The organism is Streptomyces flavofungini, from assembly GCF_030388665.1.
Lineage (GTDB): Bacteria > Actinomycetota > Actinomycetes > Streptomycetales > Streptomycetaceae > Streptomyces > Streptomyces flavofungini_A.
Window position 1 is genome coordinate 2,253,807 of the sequence record NZ_CP128846.1, and the last position, 23,035, is coordinate 2,276,841.

The 23,035-nt window shown below is 75.5% G+C and carries 3 protein-coding genes and 2 pseudogenes; all 5 read left to right on the forward strand.

What is annotated here, in order from left to right; all coding sequences use genetic code 11:
• The first annotated feature begins 80 nt into the window (after positions 1-80).
• The 5 genes and pseudogenes from QUY26_RS08825 (at position 81) to QUY26_RS08840 (ending at position 22,907) form a co-directional block, all read left to right on the forward strand.
• Entirely contained in the window at positions 81-14,360 is a 14,280-nt protein-coding gene (locus QUY26_RS08825; protein ID WP_289944775.1) for a type I polyketide synthase, read from the forward strand.
• A 71-nt stretch (positions 14,361-14,431) separates the two neighbouring features.
• Positions 14,432-20,311: pseudogene (locus tag QUY26_RS08830) on the forward strand (SDR family NAD(P)-dependent oxidoreductase); the annotation flags it as partial.
• Positions 20,312-20,512: 201 nt separating this feature from the next.
• Positions 20,513-20,923 (forward strand): annotated as a pseudogene (locus QUY26_RS41145) (acyl carrier protein); the annotation flags it as partial.
• Between the two features lie 17 nt (positions 20,924-20,940).
• Positions 20,941-21,711 (forward strand): thioesterase II family protein, encoded by a 771-nt coding sequence (locus tag QUY26_RS08835; protein ID WP_289944780.1) that lies wholly within the window; start codon positions 20,941-20,943, stop codon positions 21,709-21,711.
• On the forward strand, positions 21,708-22,907 hold the full coding sequence (locus tag QUY26_RS08840; protein ID WP_289944781.1) for an alpha-hydroxy-acid oxidizing protein: 1,200 nt from the start codon (positions 21,708-21,710) through the stop codon (positions 22,905-22,907). The genes QUY26_RS08835 and QUY26_RS08840 overlap by 4 nt, the downstream gene beginning before the upstream one ends.
• Positions 22,908-23,035: the final 128 nt, after the last annotated feature.

The following is a 23,035-nucleotide window of genomic DNA, read 5'->3' on the forward strand; positions in this document are numbered from 1 at the left end:
CCGATGCCGCCGGTCGCGCGCCGCCCGCCCCTGGTGGCAGCTCTCCCTAGAACACCGCTTGACCTTCAGTGAGGAATGGCATGTCTGTTGACAACACCCGCAGCGATGCAGGGCTTGCCGGGGAACCCATAGCCGTCGTCGGGATGTCCTGCCGCTTCCCCGGCGCCCACGACCCCGAGGCGTACTGGCGGCTGCTCGTGACCGGGCAGGACGCCGTCACCGACACGCCCGCCGAACGCGCGGAGCTCGGCCTCGGCATCGAGCACGGCCCGGCCGGCAAGGGTGCCTTCCTCGACGGGATCGACCGCTTCGACCCCGGCTTCTTCAACATCCCGCCGCGCGAGGCGGCGATGATGGACCCGCAGCAGCGGCTCGTGCTCGAACTGGGCTGGGAGGCCCTGGAGCGGGCCGGCGTCGTCCCCGCCGACCTCCAGGGCGGCGACACCGGCATCTTCCTCGGCGCGACCACCGGCGACTACGCCGACCTCGTGCACCGCGCGTCCGACGGCTCGAACGTCACGCACCACTCCTTCACCGGCCTGGACCGCAGCCTCATCGCCAACCGCGTCTCGTACGTGCTCGGCCTGCGCGGCCCGAGCCTGACCGTCGACGCGGGCCAGGCCTCGTCCCTGGTCGCCGTGCACATGGCCTGCCAGTCGCTGCGCAACGGCGAGTCCGACGTCGCCCTCGCGGGCGGTGTCGAACTGCACCTGGCGCCCGAGAAGACCGCCTTGGCCCAGAAGTTCGGCGGCCTCTCCCCCGACGGCCGGTGCTACACCTTCGACGCCCGCGCCAACGGCTACGTACGCGGTGAGGGCGGCGCCGTCGTCGTCCTGAAGACGCTGCGGCGCGCCCTCGCCGACGGCGACCGCGTGCACGCCGTGCTGCGCGGCAGCGCCGTGAACAACGACGGCGGCGGCGCGGGCCTGACCGTGCCGCACGAGGACGCCCAGCGCGACCTGCTGCGCCGCGCCCACGAGCGGGCCGGGACCGTGCCCGCCGAGGTCGGCTACGTCGAACTGCACGGCACCGGCACCCCCGTGGGCGACCCGGTCGAGGCCGCCGCCCTCGGCGCCGTCCTCGGTGCCGCCCGCCCGGCCGGCGACCCGCTGCTCGTCGGCTCGGTGAAGACCAACATCGGGCACCTGGGCGCCGCCGCCGGCATGGCCGGGCTCCTGAAGGTCGTCCTGTCCCTCACGCACGACCGGCTCCCGCCGAGCCTGAACTACGCCTCGCCCAACCCGCGCATCCCCATGGCCGAGCTGAACCTGCGGGTGCAGGACACGGTGGGCGACTGGCCGGGCGAGGGCGAACGGCTCGCCGGTGTCTCGTCGTTCAGCGTCGGCGGGACCAACTGCCATGTGGTGGTGGCGTCGGCGCCGAAGGGCACGGCGGGCACCGCGGGTGCGGCGGGCGCGGAGGGTGCGGCGGGCGTCGGGGGCACAGAGGCCTCGGAAGCCGCTGAGGGCACTGGGGGCGCTGGGGGCGCTGAGGGCGCTGAGGGCGCTGAGGGCGCTGAGGGCGCTGAGGGCGCTGAGGGCGCTGAGGGCGCTGAGGGCGCTGAGGGTACGGAAGCCGCGGTGGCCGCCGTGTCGCCGTCGCTGCGCGGCACCACGCTCCCCTGGCTCGTCTCCGGCCGCAGCGCCGCCGCCGTGCGCGCCCAGGCCGAGCGGCTCCTCGCCCACCTGGAGGGCGGCGCCGCGAGCGCCGCGGACATCGGGCTCTCGCTCGCCACCACGCGTACCGCCTTCAAGCACCGCGCCGTCGTCCTCGGCTCCGGCCGCGAGGAGCTCACCGCCGAGCTGGCCGCGCTCGCCGAGGGTCGCCGCTCGGCCACGCGGATCAGCGGCACGGCCAAGCCGCGCGAGCGCGTCGTGTTCGTCTTCCCCGGCCAGGGCCCGCAGTGGACCGGCATGGCGGGCGACCTGCTCGACTCCTCCGACGTGTTCCGGGCCCGCATCGACGAGTGCGCCGCCGCGCTCGCGCCGCACATCGACTGGGACCTTCAGGCGGTGCTCAGGGACGCGCCCGGCGCGGCCTCGCTGGAGCGCGAGGACGTCGCCCAGCCCGCCCTGTTCGCGGTCATGGTGTCCCTCGCCGCCCTGTGGCAGTCGTTCGGCGTCGAGCCCGACGCCGTCGTCGGGCACAGCAACGGCGAGATCAGCGCGGCCGTGGTGTCGGGCGCCCTGTCCCTGGAGGACGGCGCGCGGGTCGTGGCGCTGTGGAGCAAGGCGATGCTGGCCGTCGTCGGCCAGGGCACGATGCTCTCGGTGCCGCTGCCGGTCGCCGAGGTCACCCCGCGCCTGTCCGCGTGGCAGGACCGCCTCTTCGTCTCCACGGTCAACGGGCCGCGCCTGTTCACGCTGTCCGGTGACGTCGAGGCCATCGAGGCGCTGCAGGCCGAGCTGGTCGCCGAGGGCGTACAGGCCCGGCGCATCCAGATCGACCTGGCGCCGCACTGCGCCTGGATGGAGGTCCTGCGCGAGGAGATCCTCGGCCTCCTGGAGCCGATCCGGCCGCGCACGCCGACGCTGCCGATGTACTCGACCATCACCGGCGAGCTGGTGGACGGCCCGGTCCTCGACGGCACGTACTGGATGAGCAACCTGACCGGCACCGTGAACTTCGAGCGCACGGTGCGCGAACTCGCCCCCGAGACCGACGCGTTCGTCGAGATCACCCCGCACCCGGTGCTCGGCATGGCGCTCCAGCAGATCACGGAGGACGTCGGCTCGGACGCGGCGATCGTGGGCACGCTGCGCCGTGGCGAGAACGGGCAGCGCCGCTTCCTCACCTCGCTCGCGCAGCTCAACGCCAGTGGCGCGCGCGTGGACTGGCGTCCGGCGTTCCCCGCGGACGCCTCGGTCGTGGAGCTGCCGACGTACGCGTTCCAGCGGCGCGGCTACTGGCTGGAGGGCCTTGCGGGCACGGCATCGGCCGCGTCCTCCGGCACCACGGCCCGCGTCGAGGCCGTGCCCGCCGCCGAGGACGAGCCGCAGGCCGCCCCCGTACCGGCGACCGCCGAGGCCGAGCACGCCACCGCGGCCACCGCCGACGCCTCCGACCTCGACGACCTCGCCGACCTCGCCGACCTCGCCGACGAGTCGGGGCTGCGCGGCTTGAGTCCGGAGGAGACCCTGGAGCGCGCGCTCGACCTGGTGCGCGCCGAGGCGGCCCTGGTGCTCGGGCACGACAGCGGCGCCGACGTCGACCCCGAGGGCGCGTTCATCGACCTCGGCTTCGAGTCGGTGACGGCCGTGGAGATGCGCAACCGCCTGGTCGAGGCGACCGGTCTGAAGCTGCCGGCCACGCTGCTCTTCAACCACCCGACGCCCCAGGACCTGGCCGCCCGCATCGCCGAGGAGGTCCTCGGCACGAAGGCCGCGCCGAGGACGAGCGGACGCAAGGCGGCCGCGAAGAGCGGCGCGGCGGACGACCCGATCGTGATCGTCTCCATGGCCTGCCGCTTCCCCGGCGACGTGGCGTCGCCCGAGGACCTGTGGCAGCTCGTCCTCGACGGCCGCGACGCCATCTCGCCGTTCCCCGAGAACCGCGGCTGGCCGCTGGACGCCCTGTTCGACGACGACCCCGACCGCGCGGGCCGCTCCTACGCCCGCGAGGGCGGCTTCCTGCACGACGCGGACCTGTTCGACGCGGAGTTCTTCGGCATCAGCCCGCGCGAGGCCCTCGGCCTCGACCCGCAGCAGCGGCTGATCCTGGAGACGGTGTGGGAGGCCGTCGAGCGAAGCGGAATTGATCCCTCCGAGCTGCGCGGCAGCGGCACCGGCGTGTACGTCGGCGCCATCAAGCAGGACTACGGCCCCCGCCTCGACGCCGCCGACGAGACCGCGAGCGGCTATCTGATCACCGGCAACTTCACCAGCGTGGTCTCCGGCCGCGCCTCGTACACCTTCGGCCTCCAGGGTCCCGCCGTCACCGTCGACACCGCGTGCTCCTCCTCGCTCGTGGCCGTGCACATGGCCGCGCAGGCGCTGCGCAACGGCGAGTGCGACCTCGCGTTCGCGGGCGGTGTCACGGTGATGTCGAGCCCCGGCCTGTTCATGGAGTTCAGCCGCCAGCGCGGACTCTCCCCCGACGGCCGCTGCAAGGCGTTCGCCGACTCCGCCGACGGCACCGGCTGGGCCGAGGGCGCGGGCATGCTGATCCTGGAGCGCCTCTCCGACGCCCGCCGAGGCGGCCACGAGGTCCTCGCCGTCGTCCGCAGCTCCGCGCTCAACCAGGACGGCGCGAGCAACGGCATCGCCGCCCCCAACGGCCCCGCCCAGGAGCGGGTCATCCTGGACGCCCTCGCCAGTGGCGGCCTGACCGTCGCCGACGTCGACGCCGTCGAGGCGCACGGCACCGGCACCAAGCTGGGCGACCCGATCGAGGCCCAGGCGCTGCTCGCCACGTACGGGCAGCGCGAGAGCGCCGTGGAGCCGCTGTACCTGGGCTCGCTGAAGTCCAACGTCGGCCACGCGCAGGCCGCGGCGGGCGTCGGCGGTCTGATCAAGATGGTGATGGCGATGCGCCACGGCGTACTGCCGCGCACGCTGCACGTCGACGCGCCCAGCGGCCACGTCGACTGGACCGCGGGGTCCGTCTCGCTCCTCACCGAGGAGCGCCCCTGGCCCGAGACCGGCCGCGCCCGCCGCGCGGGCGTCTCCTCCTTCGGCATCAGCGGTACGAACGCCCACGTCATCGTGGAGCAGGCGCCCGCCGTCGCACCCGCGCCGCGCGCCGTGGAGCCCGCGCCGGTCCCGGCCACGCCGTGGCTGCTCTCCGGCCGCACCGAGGACGCGCTGCGCGACCAGGCGGCCCGCCTGCGGGACTTCGTCGCCGCGCACCCCGAGCGTGAACTCACCGGCATCGGCCTGTCGTTGATGTCCGCGCGCACCCTGTTCGCGCACACCGCGGCCGTCGTCGCCGAGGACCGCGACGGCTTCCTCCGGGGCCTCGCCGCGCTCGCCGCAGGCGAGTCCGCCGCCGAGGTCCTGCAGGGCCCGCCCGCCGTCCCCACGAAGGCGGTCACCGGCCGCTCCACCAAGGGGAAGACGGCGTTCCTGTTCACCGGCCAGGGCAGCCAGCGCCTCGGCATGGGGCGTGAACTGTACGAGAACTGCCCGGCGTTCGCCGTCGCCCTCGACACGGTGTGCGCACACCTCGACCCGCACCTGCCGCACGCGGTGAAGGACGTGGTGTTCGCCGCCGAGGGCAGCGACGAGGCGGCGCTGCTCGGCCAGACGCTGTACACACAGGCCTCGCTGTTCGCCGTCGAGGTCGCCCTGTTCCGCCTCATGGAGCACAGCGGCCTCTCCCCCGACTACCTCATCGGCCACTCCGTCGGCGAGCTGGCCGCCGCCCACGTCTCGGGCGTGCTCTCGCTCGCGGACGCCTGCGCGCTGGTCGCGGCCCGCGGCCGGCTGATGCAGGCCGCGCCGGGCGGGGGCGCGATGGTCGCCGTCGAGGCCACCGAGGACGAGATCCGCGAGGCCCTGCCCGCGTACGCGGGACGCCTGGACGTCGCCGCGGTCAACGGCCCGCTCGCCGCCGTCGTGACCGGCGACGAGGACGCCGCGCTCGAACTGGCCGCCGCCTTCAAGGAGCGGGGCCGCCGCACCTCGCGCCTGAAGGTCAGCCACGCCTTCCACTCGCACCACATGGACGGCGTCCTCGACGAGTTCCGCGCGGTCGCCGCGGGCCTGACGTACGCCGCCCCGCGCATCCCCGTCGTCTCCAACCTCACCGGCGCCCTCGCCACCCCCGAGGAGCTGGCGTCGCCCGACTACTGGACGAGCCACCTGCGCGGCACCGTCCGCTTCCAGGACGGCGTGCGCGTCCTGCGCGAGGCGGGCGTCACCGCGTACGTGGAGCTCGGCCCGGACGCGGTGCTCGCCGCGATGGTGCGGGGCTGCCTGGGCGAGGAGGAGGCCGAGGCCGCCGCGCCCGTCGCGGTGCTGCGCAAGGGCAGGGCCGAGTCCCTGACCGTCGCCGCCGCGCTCGGCCACGCCGCGCTGCGCGGCGCCGCGCCCGACACCGCGCGCCTCTTCCCCGGCGCCCTGCGCACCGACCTGCCCACGTACGCCTTCCAGCGCGAGCGCTACTGGCTGGACGCGCCCGCCGCCGCGGCCGACGCCACCGGCCTCGGCATCTCCCCCGCCGACCACCCGCTGCTCGGCGGCATGACGAGCCTCGCCGACGGCGACGGCCTGCTGCTCACCGGACGGCTCTCGCTGCGCGGCCACCCGTGGCTCGCCGACCACGTCATCGCCGGTTCCGCGCTGCTCCCGGGCACCGCGATGGTCGAGCTGGCCGTGGCCGCGGGCGACCGCCTCGGCTGCGACCGGGTCCACGAGGTCGTCCTGGAGGAGCCGCTGGTCGTGCCCGAGGACGGGGCGGTCCGCGTCCAGGTGACCGTGGGCGCGGCCGACGGCTCCGGGCAGCGTCCGGTGGCCGTCCACTCCCGCCGGGAGAGCGCGGGCCAGGGCGAGCCGTGGGACGAGGGCGGCTGGACGCGGCACGCGTCGGGCGTCCTCGCGGTGGACGGCGCCGCGCCGACGGACGCCGGGGCGACCTGGCCGCCGAAGGACGCGACACCGATCGACGTCGACGGTGTGTACGACCGCCTGAACGACCTCGGTTACACCTACGGCCCGGCCTTCCAGGGCCTCGTCGCGGCCTGGCAGGCGGGCGAGGACCGGTACGCGGAGGTGGCGCTGCCCGCCGAACTGCACGCCGAGGCCGCCGGGTACGGCGTGCATCCGGCGCTCCTGGACGCGGCCCTGCACGCGCTGCTGCTCGCCGGTCCCGAGGGCGGACTGCGCGACGAGCTGCGGCTTCCGTTCTCCTTCGACGGCGTCACCCTGCACGCCGCGGGCGCCACGGCGCTGCGGGTGCGGCTGACCCCGGCGGGCCGTGACGGCGCCGCCCTGACCGCCGTCACGCCCGGCGGCGAGCCGGTGCTCACCGTCAACTCCGTGGTCCTGCGGGCGCTGCCCGCCGACCGGCTCGCGCAGCGGGCGGCGGCGCACCACGACGGGCTCTACCGCTTCGGCTGGAAGCCGGTGCGGCAGGCTCCGGCCGCCGTGACGGCCGACGCCGTCGCCACGGCGGGCCGTTGGGCCGTGCTCGGCGCCGACCCGCTCGGCCTCGCCGCCGCGCTGACCGCCGCCGGGGTGGCCGCCGACACCTTCGCGGACGCCGCGGCCCTTGCCGCCGCTCTCGGCGCGGGCGCCCCGGACGTGGTCGTCCTGACCCGCCCGGCTCCCGGCGCCGACGGCACCTCCGGGGCCGTCGCCGACGCCGCGCACACCGCGGCCGCCGACGCCCTGGACGCCGTCCGGCGCTGCCTGACCGACGAGCGCCTGGCCCCGAGCCGCCTGCTGCTGCTCACCGAGGGCGCGGTGGCCACGGGCGCCGACGCGGAGGTGCGGGACCTGCCCGGCGCCGCCGCGTGGGGGCTCGTGCGCACCGCGCGCAGCGAACACCCCGGGCGGTTCGCCCTGTTGGACGTGGCGGGCACCGCTGCCGCGACGGACGGCACGGGAGCCGCGGCCTCGACCGGCGCCGCCGGCACCGGGTCCGACGCCGCCTCCGAGGGCACGCCGCCCGCACAGCTCGTCGCCGCCGCCCTGGCCGTCGTGACCGAGGGAGGTGAACTCGCCCTCCGCGAGGGCGAGTTGCACGAGCCCGCCCTGGAGCGCACCCCGGCCGACGCGGCAGCCGCGGACCGGGCGGCCCCCGTCCTCGACCCCGAGGGCACCGTCCTCATCACCGGCGGCACCGGTGCCCTCGGCCGTCTCTTCGCCGAGCACCTGGTCACCCGGCACGGCGTCCGGCGCCTGCTCCTGACGAGCCGCCGCGGCCCGGCCGCCGAGGGCGTCGGTGAACTGACCGCGTTCCTGGAGGGTCTGGGCGCCGAGGTCACCGTCGCCGCCTGCGACGTGGCCGACCGCGCCGCGCTCGCGGAGCTGCTGTCCGGCGTACCGGAAGAGGCCCCGCTGACCGCCGTGATCCACACGGCAGGCGTCCTCGCCGACGCGACCCTGCAGAACCTCACGGACGCCGACCTGGACGCGGTCCTGCGGCCGAAGGCGGACGCCGCCTGGAACCTGCACGAGCTGACCGCCGACGCGCCGCTCGCGGCCTTCGTGCTGTTCTCCTCGATCGCGGGCCTCATCGGCAACGCGGGCCAGGCGAACTACGCGGCGGCCAACGTCTTCCTCGACGCCCTGGCCCGCCACCGCCGCGACCTGGGCCTGCCCGCGACCTCGCTGGCCTGGGGCCTGTGGGGCACCGACGGCATGGCGGGGACGCTGTCCGACGCCGACCTGGCGCGCTGGCGGCGCAGCGGGCTCGCCCCGATCACGGCCGCGCGCGGCGCGGAGATCTTCGACGCGGCCCTCACCACCGCCGACCCGGTGTTCCTCGCGGCCGAACTCGACCTGGCCGCGCTGCGCGACGCGGACGCCGCCCGGTCCGCGCCCGCGCTCCTGCGCGGCCTGGTGCGCACGGCCCGCCGCCGCACGGTGGCCAAGGCCGTGGCGGCCGGTGCGGACGCGTCCACGTGGGCGCGTACGACGGCGGCGCTGCCCGAGGGCGAGCGGCGGCGGGCGGTCACGGACCTGGTCCGCTCGACCGTGGCGGCCGTGCTCGGGCTCGCGGGTCCGGCGGCCGTCGCCGACGCCGTGGCCTTCAAGGACCTCGGCATGGACTCGCTGACGGCCCTCGAACTGCGCGGGCGGCTCGGTGCCGCCTCCGGTGTGGCGCTCTCGACCACGCTGGTCTTCGACCACCCCTCGCCGGGCGCGCTCGTCGACTACCTCCTCGCCCAGGTCGCCGAGGTCGCCGGGGTCGCCGGTGACGAGCGGCCCGACGAGGCCTCCGGCGCGGTCCCGGCGCACGCGACGGCCACGCAGGACGACCCCGTCGTCATCGTCGGCATGGCCTGCCGCTACCCCGGCGACACCCGTTCCCCCGAGGACCTGTGGAACCTGGTGGCGTCCGGCACCGACGCGATCGGCCCGTTCCCGGACAACCGCGGCTGGGACGTGGAGGACCTGTACGACCCGGACCCGGACCGGCACGGCAAGTCCTACACGCGCCACGGCGGATTCCTCTACGACGCCGACCAGTTCGACGCCGAGTTCTTCGGCCTGAGCACCCGCGAGAGCGTCCGTCTGGACCCGCAGCAGCGGCTGCTCCTCGAGACCAGCTGGGAGGCCGTGGAGAGCGCGGGCATCGCCCCGACGTCCCTGCACGGCACCCGCACCGGCGTGTTCAGCGGCGTGATGTACAGCGACTACACCTCGCGTCTGCACACCGCGCCGGACGACGTGGAGGCGAACCGCTTCATCGGCAACTCGCCGAGCGTGGCCTCCGGCCGCGTGTCGTACACCTTCGGCCTGCAGGGCCCCGCGGTCACCGTCGACACGGCCTGCTCCTCGTCGCTGGTGTCACTGCACCTGGCGGCGCAGGCGCTGCGCGGCGGCGAGTGCGACCTGGCGCTCGCGGGCGGTGTCGCGATCATGTCGTCGCCCAGTACGTTCCAGGAGTTCAGCCGCCAGCGCGGGCTCTCCGCGGACGGGCGCTGCAAGTCGTTCTCCGAGTCCGCGGACGGGCTCGGCTGGAGCGAGGGCGTGGGCGTGCTGCTCCTGGAGCGGCTCTCCGACGCGCGCCGAAACGGCCACGAGGTCCTCGCGGTCGTCCGCGGCTCGGCGGTCAACCAGGACGGCGCGAGCAACGGCATCACCGCCCCGCACGGCCCCTCGCAGGAGCGGGTCATCCGGGACGCGCTCGCCTGCGCGGGCCTGGCCGCCGCCGACGTCGACGCCGTCGAGGCGCACGGCACCGGCACCAAGCTGGGCGACCCGATCGAGGCGCGGGCCGTGCTCGCCACCTACGGCCAGGGCCGCGACGCCGACAAGCCGCTGTACCTGGGCTCGCTGAAGTCCAACATCGGCCACGCGCAGGCGGCCTCCGGTGTCGGCGGCGTCATCAAGATGGTCATGGCGATGCGGCACGGCGTGCTGCCCCGCACCCTGCACGTCGACCGGCCGACGACCCACGTCGACTGGGCCTCGGGCGCGGTGTCGCTGCTCACCGAGGAGCGGCCGTGGCCGGAGACCGGCCGCGCCCGCCGCGCCGGCGTGTCCTCGTTCGGCGTCAGCGGTACGAACGCCCACGTCATCCTGGAGCAGCCGACCCCCGACACCGAGGCCGCCGGGGACGCCGCCCCCGCCGACGCCCCCGCGCCCGCCGTGGTGCCGTGGACGGTGTCGGCGAAGACCCCGGCCGCGCTGCGCGCGCAGGCCGAGCGGCTGCGGGCGCACGTCGCCGAGCGGCCCGCCCTCGCGCCGCTCGACGTGGCCGCTTCGCTGGTGCGCGGCCGTGCGGCCCTGGAGCACCGGGCCGTGGTGGTCGGGGGCGACAGGGACGAGCTCCTCGCCGGTCTGGAGGCCGTCGCCCGGGGCGAGCGGTCGCCGCTCGCGGTCGTGGGCAAGGCCCGGCAGGCCGGTGACGCGGTCTTCGTCTTCCCCGGCGAGGACGCGCACTGGGCGGGCGTGGCCCGTGAGCTGATGGAGTCCGAGCCGGTCTTCGCGGACCGGATGCGCGCGTGCGGCGACGCGCTCGCCCCGTACGTCGACTGGGACTTCGCCACCGAACTGGCGGGCAGCTCGGACCGCGTCGACATCACGCAGCCCCTGTCGTGGGCCGTGATGGTGTCCCTCGCGGAGCTGTGGCGCGCGCACGGCGTCGAGCCGGCCGCGGTCGTCGGTCACGGCCACGGCGAGCTGGCGGCCGTCGCCGTCACCGGCGGCCTGTCCCTGGCGGACGCCGCCCGGGTCGTCGCGGTCCGCGCCAAGCTGATCGCCGGGCACCTCGCGGGCCGCGGCGGCGCGGTCGCCGTGGGCCTGCCGCGCGCCGCGGCCGAGGCCCGGATCACCGGCTCCGCGGGCCGGATCGCCGTCGCGGCCGTCAACAGCCCCTCGTCCACGGTGCTCGCGGGTGAGTCCGCGGCCCTGGAGATGCTGCTCGCGGCCTGCGCGACGGAGCGGATCACGGCCCGCCGCGTCGACGGCGGACACGCCGCGCACACGACGGCGGCGGACGCGGCGGCGGCCGAACTGCCCGGTCTGCTCGACGGGATCACCCCGCGCTCCTCGCAGGTGCCGTTCTACTCGACGGTGGACAGCGAGGCCGTGGACACCGCGCGCCTCGACGCCGCGTACTGGGCGCGCGGGCTGCGCTCGCCGGTGGAGTTCCACCGCGCGGTCAGCAGCCTGGTGGGCCTCGGCTACCGCACGTTCGTCGAGGCCGGCGGGCACCCCGTCCTGACGTCGGCGGTCGTGGAGACCGCGCGCCGCGCGGGCGTCCGGGACGCGGCGGCCGTCGGCACGCTGCACCGCGGCGACGGCGGCCTCGGCCGGTTCGCGCTCGCGCTCGGCGAGGCGCACGCGCAGGGCGTCACCGTGGAGTGGGGCGACCTGCTGCGCGGCGGGCGTACGGTGCCGCTGCCCACGTACGCGTACCAGCGCGAGAGCTACTGGCTGACGGCCGCGAGCAACGCGCCCGCGCAGAACTCCACCGGGCACCCGCTGCTGAGCCAGGCCGTCGAACTGGCCGGTGGCCAGGGCTGGTTGTTCACCGGTGAGATCGACCCGGAGGCGCACCACTGGCTGGCCGACCACACGCTGATGGGCCAGCCGCTGCTCCCGGGCGCCGCCGTCGCCGAGCTGGCCCTGTACGCGGGGCGCAAGTCCGGTGCGGAGCGCGTCATCGACATCGCCCTGGAGCGGCCGCTGCTGCTGTCCGAGCCGATGGGCCTGCAGCTGATGGTGGGCCCGGCCGACGCGGACGGCTCGCGGGCGTTCACTCTCTACTCCCGGCCCGAGGCCGCGGCGAAGGACGACTGGAAGCGGCACGCCGCCGGTGTCCTCGGGGTCGCCGAGCCCACCGCCGACCCGGAGGGTTCGGCCGCCCTGGCCCTGTGGCCGCCGGTGAACGCGGTGCCGGTGCCCATCGACGGCCTCTACTCCGAACTCGCCAAGATCGGGTACGCGTACGGGCCCTCCTTCCAGGGGCTGCGGGCGGTCTGGCGCCGGGGCGCCGACGTCTACGCCGAGGTGGAGCTGCCCGCCGAGACCCACGCACGCGGCTTCCAGCTGCACCCGGCCGCGCTCGACTCCGCGCTGCAGACCCTGGTCAGCGGCGCGAGCGGCGAGGGCACCCGGCTCGTCGTGCCGTTCGCCTGGAGCGGCCTGACCCTCTACACGCCCGGCGCGACCGCGCTGCGCGTCCGTATCCGGCAACACGAAAGGGACTCCTGCTCCGTGCACATCGCCGACGAAACCGGCACGCCGGTTCTCGACGCCGAAACCCTCGCGGTGCGCGAGCTTCCGGCGGAGACGCTCGCATCGGCCGCATCGGCCGCATCGGCCGACGGGGCGGCCCTGTTCGCCCTCGACTGGGCCGAACCGCACACGCCAGGGGCGACCCCGGAAGGAACCTGGGCGGTCGTGGGTCACGACCGCTCCCACCTGACGGGCGTGGTCCGGGCCGCGGGGGTGCCGGTGGACGCCTACCCCGACCTGGCCGGACTGCGCCGGGCGCTCGACGACGGGGCAGCGGTGCCGGCCGTCGTCGTCGCCACCGGACCCGGCGGATCCGCCGCACCCAGCGGATCCCCCATCAGCGAGCCCGCCACCAACGGGCCCGCCACGGCCGGTGGGTCCACCGAACCCGGTGGACCCACCGAGGGGCCTGCCGCCGCCACCCGCGCGGCCCTCGCCCTGGCCAAGGACTGGCTCGCCGACTCCCGCCTCGTCGGCTCCCGGCTCGCCGTGGTGACCGAGCGGGCCGTCGCGGTCACCGCCGACGAGAGCGTCGACCTGGCCGGGGCCCCGGTGTGGGGCCTGCTGCGCTCGGCGCAGACGGAGAACCCGGGCCGCTTCACCCTCATCGACACCGACGGGCGCCCCGAGTCCGCGCCCGGCGTGGTCCAGGCCGCGGCCGGAGAGGACCCCCAACTGGCGCTGCGCGCCGGGCGGGTGACGGCGCCGCTGCTGCGCAAGCACGAGCCGCGGTCCGGCAAGGGGCAGGCCGGGCAGGACCAGGCCGCCACCCCGGCCTTCGACGCCACGAGCCACGTCCTGATCACCGGCGGCCTCGGCACCCTGGGCCGCCTGCTCGCCCGGCACCTCGTCACGGAGCACGGCGTGCGCCGACTCCTCCTGACGGGCCGCCGCGGCATGAGCACCCCGGACGCCGAGGAGTTCGTGGCCTCCCTGCGGGCCACCGGCGCCGAGGTGCGGGTCGCGGCCTGCGACACGGCCGACCGGGCCGCGCTCGCCGGGGTCCTGGGCGCGGTGCCGGCCGAGCACCCGCTGACCGGTGTGGTGCACGCGGCCGGGGTCCTCGACGACGCCGTGATCGGCTCCCTCACCCCGGAGCGCCTGGACGCGGTCCTGCGGCCCAAGGTCGCGGGCGCGGCGCTCCTGGACGAGCTGACGCGTGACCTCGACCTGACCGCGTTCGTGCTGTTCTCGTCGTTCGCGGGCACGCTCGGCACCCCGGGCCAGGCCAACTACGCGGCGGCCAACGCCTATCTGGACGGCCTCGCGCAGCGGCGCCGCGCCGAGGGGCGGCCCGCGCTGTCCGTGGCGTGGGGCCTGTGGGCGGACGAGTCCACGATGACGGGCGGCCTCGGCGAGGCCGACCTGCTGCGGCTGCGGCGCTCCGGCATCGGGGCGCTGTCCGCCGAGGACGGGCTCGCCCTGTTCGACGCGGCGCTCGGCGACGGCGCACCGGTCCTCGCGGCCTTCGTGCTCGACCCGCGCGGCCTGGACAAGGCCACCGCGCCCGCGCTCCTGAAGGACCTGGCCCCGCACCGCGCGGCGGCCGTGGCGCCCCCGAAGGACTCGGCGGCGGAGCTGCGCGAGAAGCTGGGCCGTGCGCCCGAGCGCGAGCACCGGCACATCGTGCTTCAGCTCATCCGCGCCGAGGTCGCCGCCGTCCTCGGCCAGGAGCCGGGGCAGGTCTCGGCCGGGCAGCGCTTCCAGGACCTGGGCTTCACCTCGCTGACCGCGGTGGAGCTGCGCAACCGGCTGATCGCCGCGACCGGCATCAAGCTGCCGCCGACCCTGGTCTTCGACCACCCGACCCCCGGTTCGCTCGCCCAGTGGCTGCTCGGCGCGCTCGCTCCCGAGCCCGCCGAGGAGTCCCCCGCGGACGGCGAAGCCGGTCCGCACGACCCGCAGAACGCCTTGATCGGCACTGACTTGTCCGAGAGCGAAAGCCTCCTGGACGACATGAACACCGACGACTTGATCCGCCTGGCTCTAGGCGACAGCGAGTCCTGACACAGCCCCAGCAGGGAACTATGGAGAGAGACACGATGGCGTCCACATCACCCCAGCAAGTCGTCGACGCGTTGCGGGCCGCGCTGAAGGAGAACGAGCGGCTGAAGGCCGCCAACGCCCGCGCCAAGGAGCGCGACGAGGAACCGATAGCGATCGTCGGCATGGGCTGCCGCTTCCCCGGCGGCGTCAGCTCGCCGCAGGACCTGTGGCAGCTGGTCACCGACGAGGTCGACGCGGTCGGCGACTTCCCCACCGACCGCGGCTGGGACCTGGCGAACCTGTTCGACCCGGACCCCGACCACGCCGGCACCTCCTATGTCGAGCAGGGCGGATTCCTCTACGACGCCGCGCAGTTCGACCCCGAGTTCTTCGGCATCTCCCCGCGTGAGGCATACGCGATCGACCCCCAGCAGCGGCTCCTTTTGGAGACCGCCTGGGAGGCCTTCGAGCGCGCGGGCATCGACCCCGCGACGCTGCGCGGCAGCCGCACCGGCGTGTTCGTCGGCACCATGTACGACGACTACGCGGCGCGGCTGTCCCCCGCCCCGGAGGAGTACGAGGCGTACCTGACCATCGGCAGCACCGGCAGCGTCGCCTCCGGCCGCGTGTCGTACACCTTCGGCCTGCAGGGCCCGGCGATCACCGTGGACACCGCGTGCTCGTCGTCCCTGGTGGCGCTGCACCTGGCCGTCACCTCGCTGCGCCGCGGCGAGTGCTCGCTGGCCCTCGCGGGCGGCGCGACGCTGATGGCGACCCCCAACTCCTTCGTGGAGTTCAGCCGCCAGCGCGGCCTGTCGAAGGACGGCCGCTGCAAGTCCTTCGCGGCGTCCGCCGACGGCACCGCCTGGGCGGAGGGCGCGGGCCTGCTGCTCATCGAGCGCCTCTCCGACGCCCGCCGCCTCGGCCACCCCGTCCTCGCGGTGGTGCGCGGCTCGGCCGTCAACCAGGACGGCGCGAGCAACGGCCTGACCGCGCCCAACGGCCCCGCCCAGGAAGCCCTGATCAAGCAGGCGCTGGCGGGCACCGGCCTGAGCGGCGCCGACGTCGACCTCCTGGAGGCGCACGGCACGGGCACCCCGCTCGGCGACCCGCTGGAGGCGGGCGCGCTGCTCGCCACGTACGGCGCGGCCCGCACCGCGGACAACCCGCTGTACCTCGGCTCCCTGAAGTCCAACATCGGGCACGCCCAGGCGGCCGCCGGTGTCGGCGGTCTCATCAAGCTGACGATGGCGCTGCAGCACGGCGTGATGCCCAAGACGCTGCACGTGGACGAGCCCAGCCCGAACGTCGACTGGTCCTCCGGCACCCTGGAGCTGCTCACCGAGGCCAAGCCGTGGCCGCAGGTCGACCGCCCCCGGCGCGCGGCCGTGTCCTCCTTCGGCATCGGCGGCACCAACGCCCACGTCATCCTGGAGCAGGCCCCCGAGCCCGCCGAGCGGCCCGCGGAGGAGCCGGCCGCCAAGCCGCTGCCCGCCGTGCCGCACGTCCTGTCGGCCACCACCGAGGCCGCCCTGCGCGCCCAGGCCGACCGGCTGCACCAGCACCTGACGGCCGAGCCGTCCCTGACCGCCGACGGCCTGGCGTCGCTCGGACTGTCCCTGGCCACCGCGCGCGCCCACCTGGCGCACCGCGCCGTCCTGACGGCCACCGACCGCGAGTCGCTGCTGACCCAACTGCGTGCTCTCGCCGACGACACGGCGGGCGCCGAGGTCGTGCGCGGCAAGGCCGCCGAGGGCCGCACCGCGTTCCTCTTCGCCGGGCAGGGCTCGCAGCGTCCGGGCATGGGCAAGGACCTGTACGAGACGTTCCCCGCGTACGCCGCGGCCTTCGACGCGGTGTGCGCCGTGGTCGACCCGCACCTGGCCAAGCCGCTCGCGGAGGTGGTGTTCGCCGCCGAGGGCACGCCCGAGGCCGAGCTCCTGAACCGCACCGAGTACACCCAGCCCGCGCTGTTCGCCGTCGAGGTGGCGCTGTTCCGGCTGTTCGAGTCCTGGGGCATCCGCCCGGACGCCGTGCTCGGCCACTCGGTCGGCGCGTTCGGCGCCGTGCACGCGGCCGGGGTGCTTTCCCTTCAGGACGCCGCCCAGCTGGCCGTCACGCGCGGCCGGATCATGCAGCAGCTGCCCGCGGGCGGCGCCATGGTGGCGCTGCGCACCTCCGAGGAGGAGGCGGCGGGGCTCCTCGCCGGGTTCGAGGACAAGGTGTCGCTCGCCGCCGTCAACGGCCCCGCAGCGACCGTCCTGTCCGGCGACAAGGAAGCGCTCGCCGCCGCCGTCAAGCCGTTCGAGGAGGCCGGGGGCAAGGCGACCTGGCTGAAGGTCAGCCACGCCTTCCACTCCCCGCTGATGGAGCCGGCGCTCGCCGAGTTCCGCGCGCTCGCCGCGAGCCTGGAGTTCGGCTTCCCGGAGCTGACGGTCGTCTCCGACCTCACCGGGCAGCCCGTGGAGCCCGACGAGCTGGCCGACCCCGACTACTGGGTGCGGCACATGCTGAGCGCGGTCCGCTTCCAGGACGGTGTGCACAGCCTCGCCGCCGACGGCTGCGTCCGGTTCCTGGAGATGGGCCCGTCCGGCGACCTCACCGCGATGGCCGCGGACTGCCTCGCCGAGCAGCGCACCGCCCGCTCCGCGCACGAGCTGATCCCCTCCCTGCGCCGCCGGCACGCGGAGACCGAGACGCTGCTCACCGCGCTCGGCCGCACCCACACCAGCGGCGGCGACGTCGACTGGGCCGCGGTGTTCGCGGGCCAGGGCGCGCACCGCGTGGAGCTGCCGACGTACGCCTTCCAGCACCGCCCGTACTGGCTCGACAAGCGCGTCGTCTCCGGTGACGTGCGCTCGGCCGGTCTGGTCGCGCTCGACCACCCGATGCTGACGGCCGTCGCCGAACTCCCCGAGCTGGACGGCCTGTTGCTGACCGGCCGCCTGTCCCTGGCCACGCACGCGTGGCTGGCGGACCACAAGGTCGGCGACCAGGTCCTGGTGCCGGGCACCGCCCTGCTCGACCTGGCCGCGCGCTCCGCCCGTGAGGCGGGCCACGGCGTCGTGGAGGAGCTGCTCCTGGAGGCGCCGCTGATCGTCACCGAGGACGCCGAGGTGCAGCTGCGGGTGTTCCTCGCCGCCCCGGACGCCACCGGCAGCCGCGAGGTGACGATCCACTCGCGCCGCGAGGGCGACGCCGAACTCGGCGGCTGGCTGCGCAACGCCAGCGGCTCCGTCGCCGAGGCCACCGCCGAGGCGGCCCCCGCCGACCTCACGGTGTGGCCGCCGCAGGGCGCCGATGAACTGCCCGTCGCCCTGGACGACCTGTATGCCGACCTCACCGCGAAGGGCCTGTCGTACGGCCCGGTGTTCCGCGGCGTCAAGGCGATGTACAAGCGCGGCGACGAGGTGTTCGCCGAGGTGGCGCTGCCGGACGGCAAGCAGCCCGGCACGGGCGGCTACGGCCTGCACCCGGCGCTGCTCGACGCGGCCCTGCACCCGTCGGCGGCCGGCGGCCTGACCGACACCTCGGGCGGCAAGACGCTGCTGCCCTACGCCTGGAACAACGCCCGCGCCTTCGGCACGGCCGACGCCGCGCTGCGCGTGCGGCTCGCCCCCGCGGGCCAGAACGCGATCTCCGTGGACGTCGCCGACGCCGCGGGCAAGCCGGTGGCGTCGATCGGCTCGCTGGCGCTGCGCCCGGCCGCGGTGGCGTCCGCGAGCGACCGCGACGGCCTGTACGTGCCGTCGTGGGAGGCCCTTTCGGAGCTGCCCTCGTCCGGTGACACGGACCTGTGGGCCGTCGTCGGCGACTTCGCCGACGAGGCGCTGCACGGTGTCGTGCCGCGCAGCTTCGCCGACCAGGCGGCCCTGTCCAACGCCCTGGACGAGGGCGAGGAGGCCCCCGAGGTCATCCTGCTGCCCGTCGCGGCGGGCGCAGCCGACGAGACGCCGGACCCGGCGGCCGTCCGCGACGCCCTGCGGCACGTCCTGACGACCGCTCAGCTCCTGCTCGCAGACGACCGCCTGTCGACGACGCGCCTGGTCGCGGTCACGCGCGGCGCGGTCGCCGTGGACGCCGAGCAGCCCACGGGACGGCTCGGCCAGCGCGCCGTGTGGGGTCTGCTGCGCTCCGCGGTCGCCGAGCACCCGGGCCGCTTCGCGCTCCTGGACGAGGACGGCACGGCCGGCGCGCGGGCGGCGCTCGCGGGCGCGGTCGCCGCCGACGAGCCGCAGCTCGCGCTGCGCGGCAACACCGGCTACCGCCCGGCCCTGAGCACCACGGCCGCGGGCACCACGCTGCGCCCGCCGCTGAACGAGCCGAACTGGTACCTGGACTACGTCGCCAAGTCGTCGTTCGCGAACCTGTCCTTCGAGCCGTGGCCGGAGGTCGCCGAGCCGCTCAAGGAGGGCCAGATCCGCCTCCGGCTGCGCGCCGCGGGTCTGAACTTCCGTGAGGCGCTGCTCGCGCTCGGCGTCATCCACGCCTCCGTCGACGCCAACGCGTCCGCCAACGGCAGCGGCGGCGAGGGCGCGGGCGTCGTCGTCGAGGTCGGCCCCGGCGTCACGGACCTGAAGCCCGGCGACCGGGTGATGGGCCTCATCAACGGCGTCGGCCCGAACACGGTGACCGACCACCGCCTGGTGTGCCGGATCCCCGACGGCTGGTCGTTCCGGCAGGCCGCCGCGGTCCCGGTGACGTATCTGACCGCGTACTACGGCCTGGTGGACCTCGCCGGGCTCGGCAAGGGCGAGTCGGTGCTCATCCACGCGGGCGCCGGCGGCGTCGGCACCGCGGCCATCCAGATCGCCAAGCACCTGGGCGCCACGGTCTACTCGACGGCGAGCCAGGGCAAGTGGGACGCGCTGCGCGCCGCGGGCGTCGCGGAGGACCACATCGCGTCCTCCCGCACGCTCGACTTCGAGCAGTCCTTCCTCGGCGTCTCCGGCGGCAAGGGCGTCGACGTCGTCCTGAACTCCCTCGCGGGCGAGTTCGCCGACGCGTCGCTGCGCCTGCTTCCGCGCGGCGGCCGGTTCCTGGAGATGGGCAAGACCGACCGGCGCGACCCGGCCGAGGTGGCCGCGCGGCACGAGGGCGTGGACTACCGCGCCTACGACGTGCGCGAGCCCGGACCCGACCGCATCCAGGGCATGCTCCTGGAACTCCTGGAGCTGTTCCAGCAGGGCGCCCTGAAGGCCCCGCCGATCTCCGTGTGGGACATCCGGCGCGCTCCCGAGGCGTTCCGCTACCTGAGCGAGGCCCGGCACATCGGCAAGGTCGTCCTGGCCCTGTCCGACCCGGACGAGCCGTACGACACCACCCGCGCGGCCCTCATCACCGGCGGCCTGGGCTGGCTCGGCCGCCTCGTCGCCAAGCACCTGGTCGCCGAGCACGGCGCGCGCAGCGTGGTCCTGATGGGCCGCGGCGCGCCGAAGGAGGACGCCCGGCGCGACATCGACGAGCTGCGCGCGCAGGGCGTGGACGTGCGCGTGGTGGCGTGCGACGCGGCGGACCGGGACGCGCTCGCCGCGGCCCTGGACTCCCTCGCGGCGGACGGCGTGCACATCGGCAGCGTCCTGCACGCGGCGGGCGTCCTGGACGACGGCATCCTCGCGGACCTCACCCCGGAGAGCCTGGACCGGTCGCTGCGCCCGAAGGTGGACGCGGCCCTGAACCTGCACGAGCTGACCGAGCACCTGGGTCTGGACGCGTTCGTGCTGTTCTCCTCGCTCGCGGGCACCATGGGCTCGCCCGCGCAGGGCGGTTACGCCGCGGGCAACTCCTTCCTCGACGGCCTCGTGGAGTACCGGCGTTCGGTCGGCAAGCCCGGCGTGTCCATCGCGTGGGGCCTGTGGGAGGGCGTCGGCGGCATGGGCTCCGGCCTGACCGAGACCGACATCACCCGCATGAGCCGCATCGGCGTGGCGCCGCTGACGTCGGAGCGGGGCCTGGAGCTGCTCGACGCGGCGGTCCGCAGGGACGCCGCGGTGGCCGTGGCCGCCGCCTGGCACCTGGAGGGGCTGCGCGACCAGCTCGCGAGCGGCGGCACCATCCCGGCGCTGCTCAAGAACCTGGTCCCGGCCGCCGCCCGCAAGGCCGCGGCGTCCACCGCCGACGACGCCCCCGCCCAGAGCGCGGGCACCGGCGACCGGCTCCTGGACACGGTCCTGCAGGAGGTCGCGGCGGTCCTCGGCCACGCCTCCGCCGCGGTCGTCGACCCGCACGGCGCCTTCGACCAGATCGGCTTCGACTCGCTGACGGCGGTGGAGCTGCGCAACCGGCTCGGCGCCACCACCGGCGTGAAGCTGCCCGCCACCTTCATCTACGACTGGCCGACCCCGGCCGAGCTGGTGGAGCACCTGAAGGCGGAACAGGGCTACGTAGAAGGTGCTGCGAGCGCCGGGGACACCGCCGAGGCCGCGAGCCCCGCGGACGCCGCCGGTGACCCGCAGGCGCTGCTCGACGAGATCACCAAGCTGGAGTCGGTGTTCGCCGAGGTCACCGGGGCTCAGCTCGGTGACGCGGTGCGCGACACCGTGACCGACCGTCTGAACGCCCTGCTCACCAAGCTCGGCTCCTGAGGAACGGGACCCACATCATGAGTCGCAACAAATGGATTCGTACGTTCCATGCGAAGCCCGACGCCAAGGCCCGCCTGGTGTGCTTCCCGCACGCCGGCGGTCCCTCGATCGCGTTCACCGCGCTGTCGGCGGCGCTGCCCGCCGACGTCGAGCTGCTCGCCGTGCAGTACCCGGGGCGGCAGGACCGCAGGGCGGAGCCGTTCGCCGAGGACGTGACGGCGCTCGCCACGGGCATCGTGGACGCCCTCGCCGACTTCGACGACCGGCCGCTGTTCCTGCTCGGGCACAGCTTCGGCTCGCTCGTGGCCTTCGAGTCGGCCCGTCTCCTGCAGGAGCGGACCGGCCTGGCCCGCCTGTTCGCGTCGGCGGCGTGGCCGCCCTCGGCGGACTGGCGCGCGCACGCCGACGGAGCGCACTCCGACGAGGAGATCCTCGGCCACATCCGGTGGCTCGGCGGCGTGCCGGACATCATCCTCAACGACCCCGAGATGGTCGCCGAGATGATCCGTCTGATGCGCGGCGACCAGGAGGCCCTCGGCCGCTACCGGTCCAAGGACGGTGCCGCGATCACGGCGCCCCTCACGGTCCTGCTCGCGCGGGACGACCCGAAGAACACGGCCGAGCAGATGGCCGACTGGGAGCGGCACACCACGGGCGAGTACCGCCTGGAGGAGATTCCCGGCGGCCACTTCGCCCTCACCGAGCCCGACCCGGCGGTGGTCCCGCTGCTCACCCGCGTCATCCGTGCTGACCTGGCGCGGGCGGCCGGAGAGGCGGGCGGCGCATGAGCGAGCAGACCCCGCAGGCGGGGACGCCCCGGCCGCCCCGGGCCGAGATGGTCCGGCAGATCTACCTGGCCGGGATCTCCGGGCAGAAGCCGAAGCTGTCCACGGACCTGACGACGCTGGAGGATGCGGCGCGCGTGGTCCTGGAGCCGCACGCGCACGCCTACATAGCGGGCGACGCGGGCACCGGCACGACCGGCCACGTCAACCGCGAGGCGTTCGAGCGCTGGCGGCTGCTGCCGCGGATGTGGAAGGGCGTCAGCGAGCGGGACATGTCGGTGACCCTGTTCGGCCGGCGCCTGGACGCGCCGGTGCTGCTCGCGCCGGTGGCCGCGCAGACGGTGGCGCACCCCGAGGGCGAGCTGGCCTCGGTCCGCGCCGCCGCCGAGGTCGGCCTGCCGTTCGTCCTCTCGTCCTTCTCCTCGCACTCCATGGAGGACGTGGCGAAGGCGGCCGGGAGCGAGCCGCGCTGGTACCAGCTGTACTGGCCGAACGACCCGGAGGTGGCCGAGTCCCTGGTCCGCCGGGTCGCCCCGGCCGGGTACTCGGCGATCGTGGTCACGGTGGACAACCCCACCTTCGGCTACCGGCCCTGCGACATGGACACCGCGTACATCCCGTTCGTGCACGGCCAGGGCATCGCCAACTTCACCAGCGACCCGGCGTTCCAGGCCCAGCTGCCCGCGGGCGGCGGGGCGATGGCGGCCGTCGGGCACTGGGCGAAGATCTCGGGCAACCCGACGCTCACCTGGGACGACCTGCCGCGGCTGCGGTCGTGGACGGACCTGCCCATCCTCATCAAGGGCGTCCAGCACCCGGACGACGCCCGCAAGGCGCTCGCGTCCGGCGCCGACGGCGTCGTGGTCTCCAACCACGGCGGCCGGCAGCTGGACGGCGGTGTGGCCGCGCTCGACGCGCTGCCCGCGGTGCGCGCGGCCCTCGGTCCCGACGTCCCGGTCCTGATGGACTCCGGGGTCCGCACCGGCACGGACGTCGTCAAGGCGCTCGCGCTGGGCGCGGACGCGATCCTGTTCGGCAGGCCGTACCTGTACGGTCTCGCCCTCGACGGGCAGGCTGGCGTGGAGCACGTCCTGCGGTGTCTGCTCGCCGACCTGGACCTGGCGATGACCCTCACCGGGAGCAGGACCCTCGCGGACATCACGCGGGACCTGGTGGTCCCGTCGGGCCCGCTCGCGTAGCTGCGGCCTGGACGACCCGCTGAAGCGGTCCTGAGCGGCGCCGGAAGGCGCGGCTCAGGACCGCTTCGCTGTGTGCGCCGCCCTGTACGCCGCCTCTGTGCGCACCCGGCACAGGAAACCCCGGAGGG

What these genes read in the sequence shown, in the direction of transcription:
- QUY26_RS08835 (WP_289944780.1), top strand. Translation starts at nt 20,941, where the DNA reads ATGAGTCGCAACAAATGGATTCGTACGTTCCATGCGAAGCCCGACGCC.
- QUY26_RS08825 (WP_289944775.1), top strand. Translation starts at nt 81, where the DNA reads ATGTCTGTTGACAACACCCGCAGCGATGCAGGGCTTGCCGGGGAACCC.
- QUY26_RS08840 (WP_289944781.1), top strand. Translation starts at nt 21,708, where the DNA reads ATGAGCGAGCAGACCCCGCAGGCGGGGACGCCCCGGCCGCCCCGGGCC.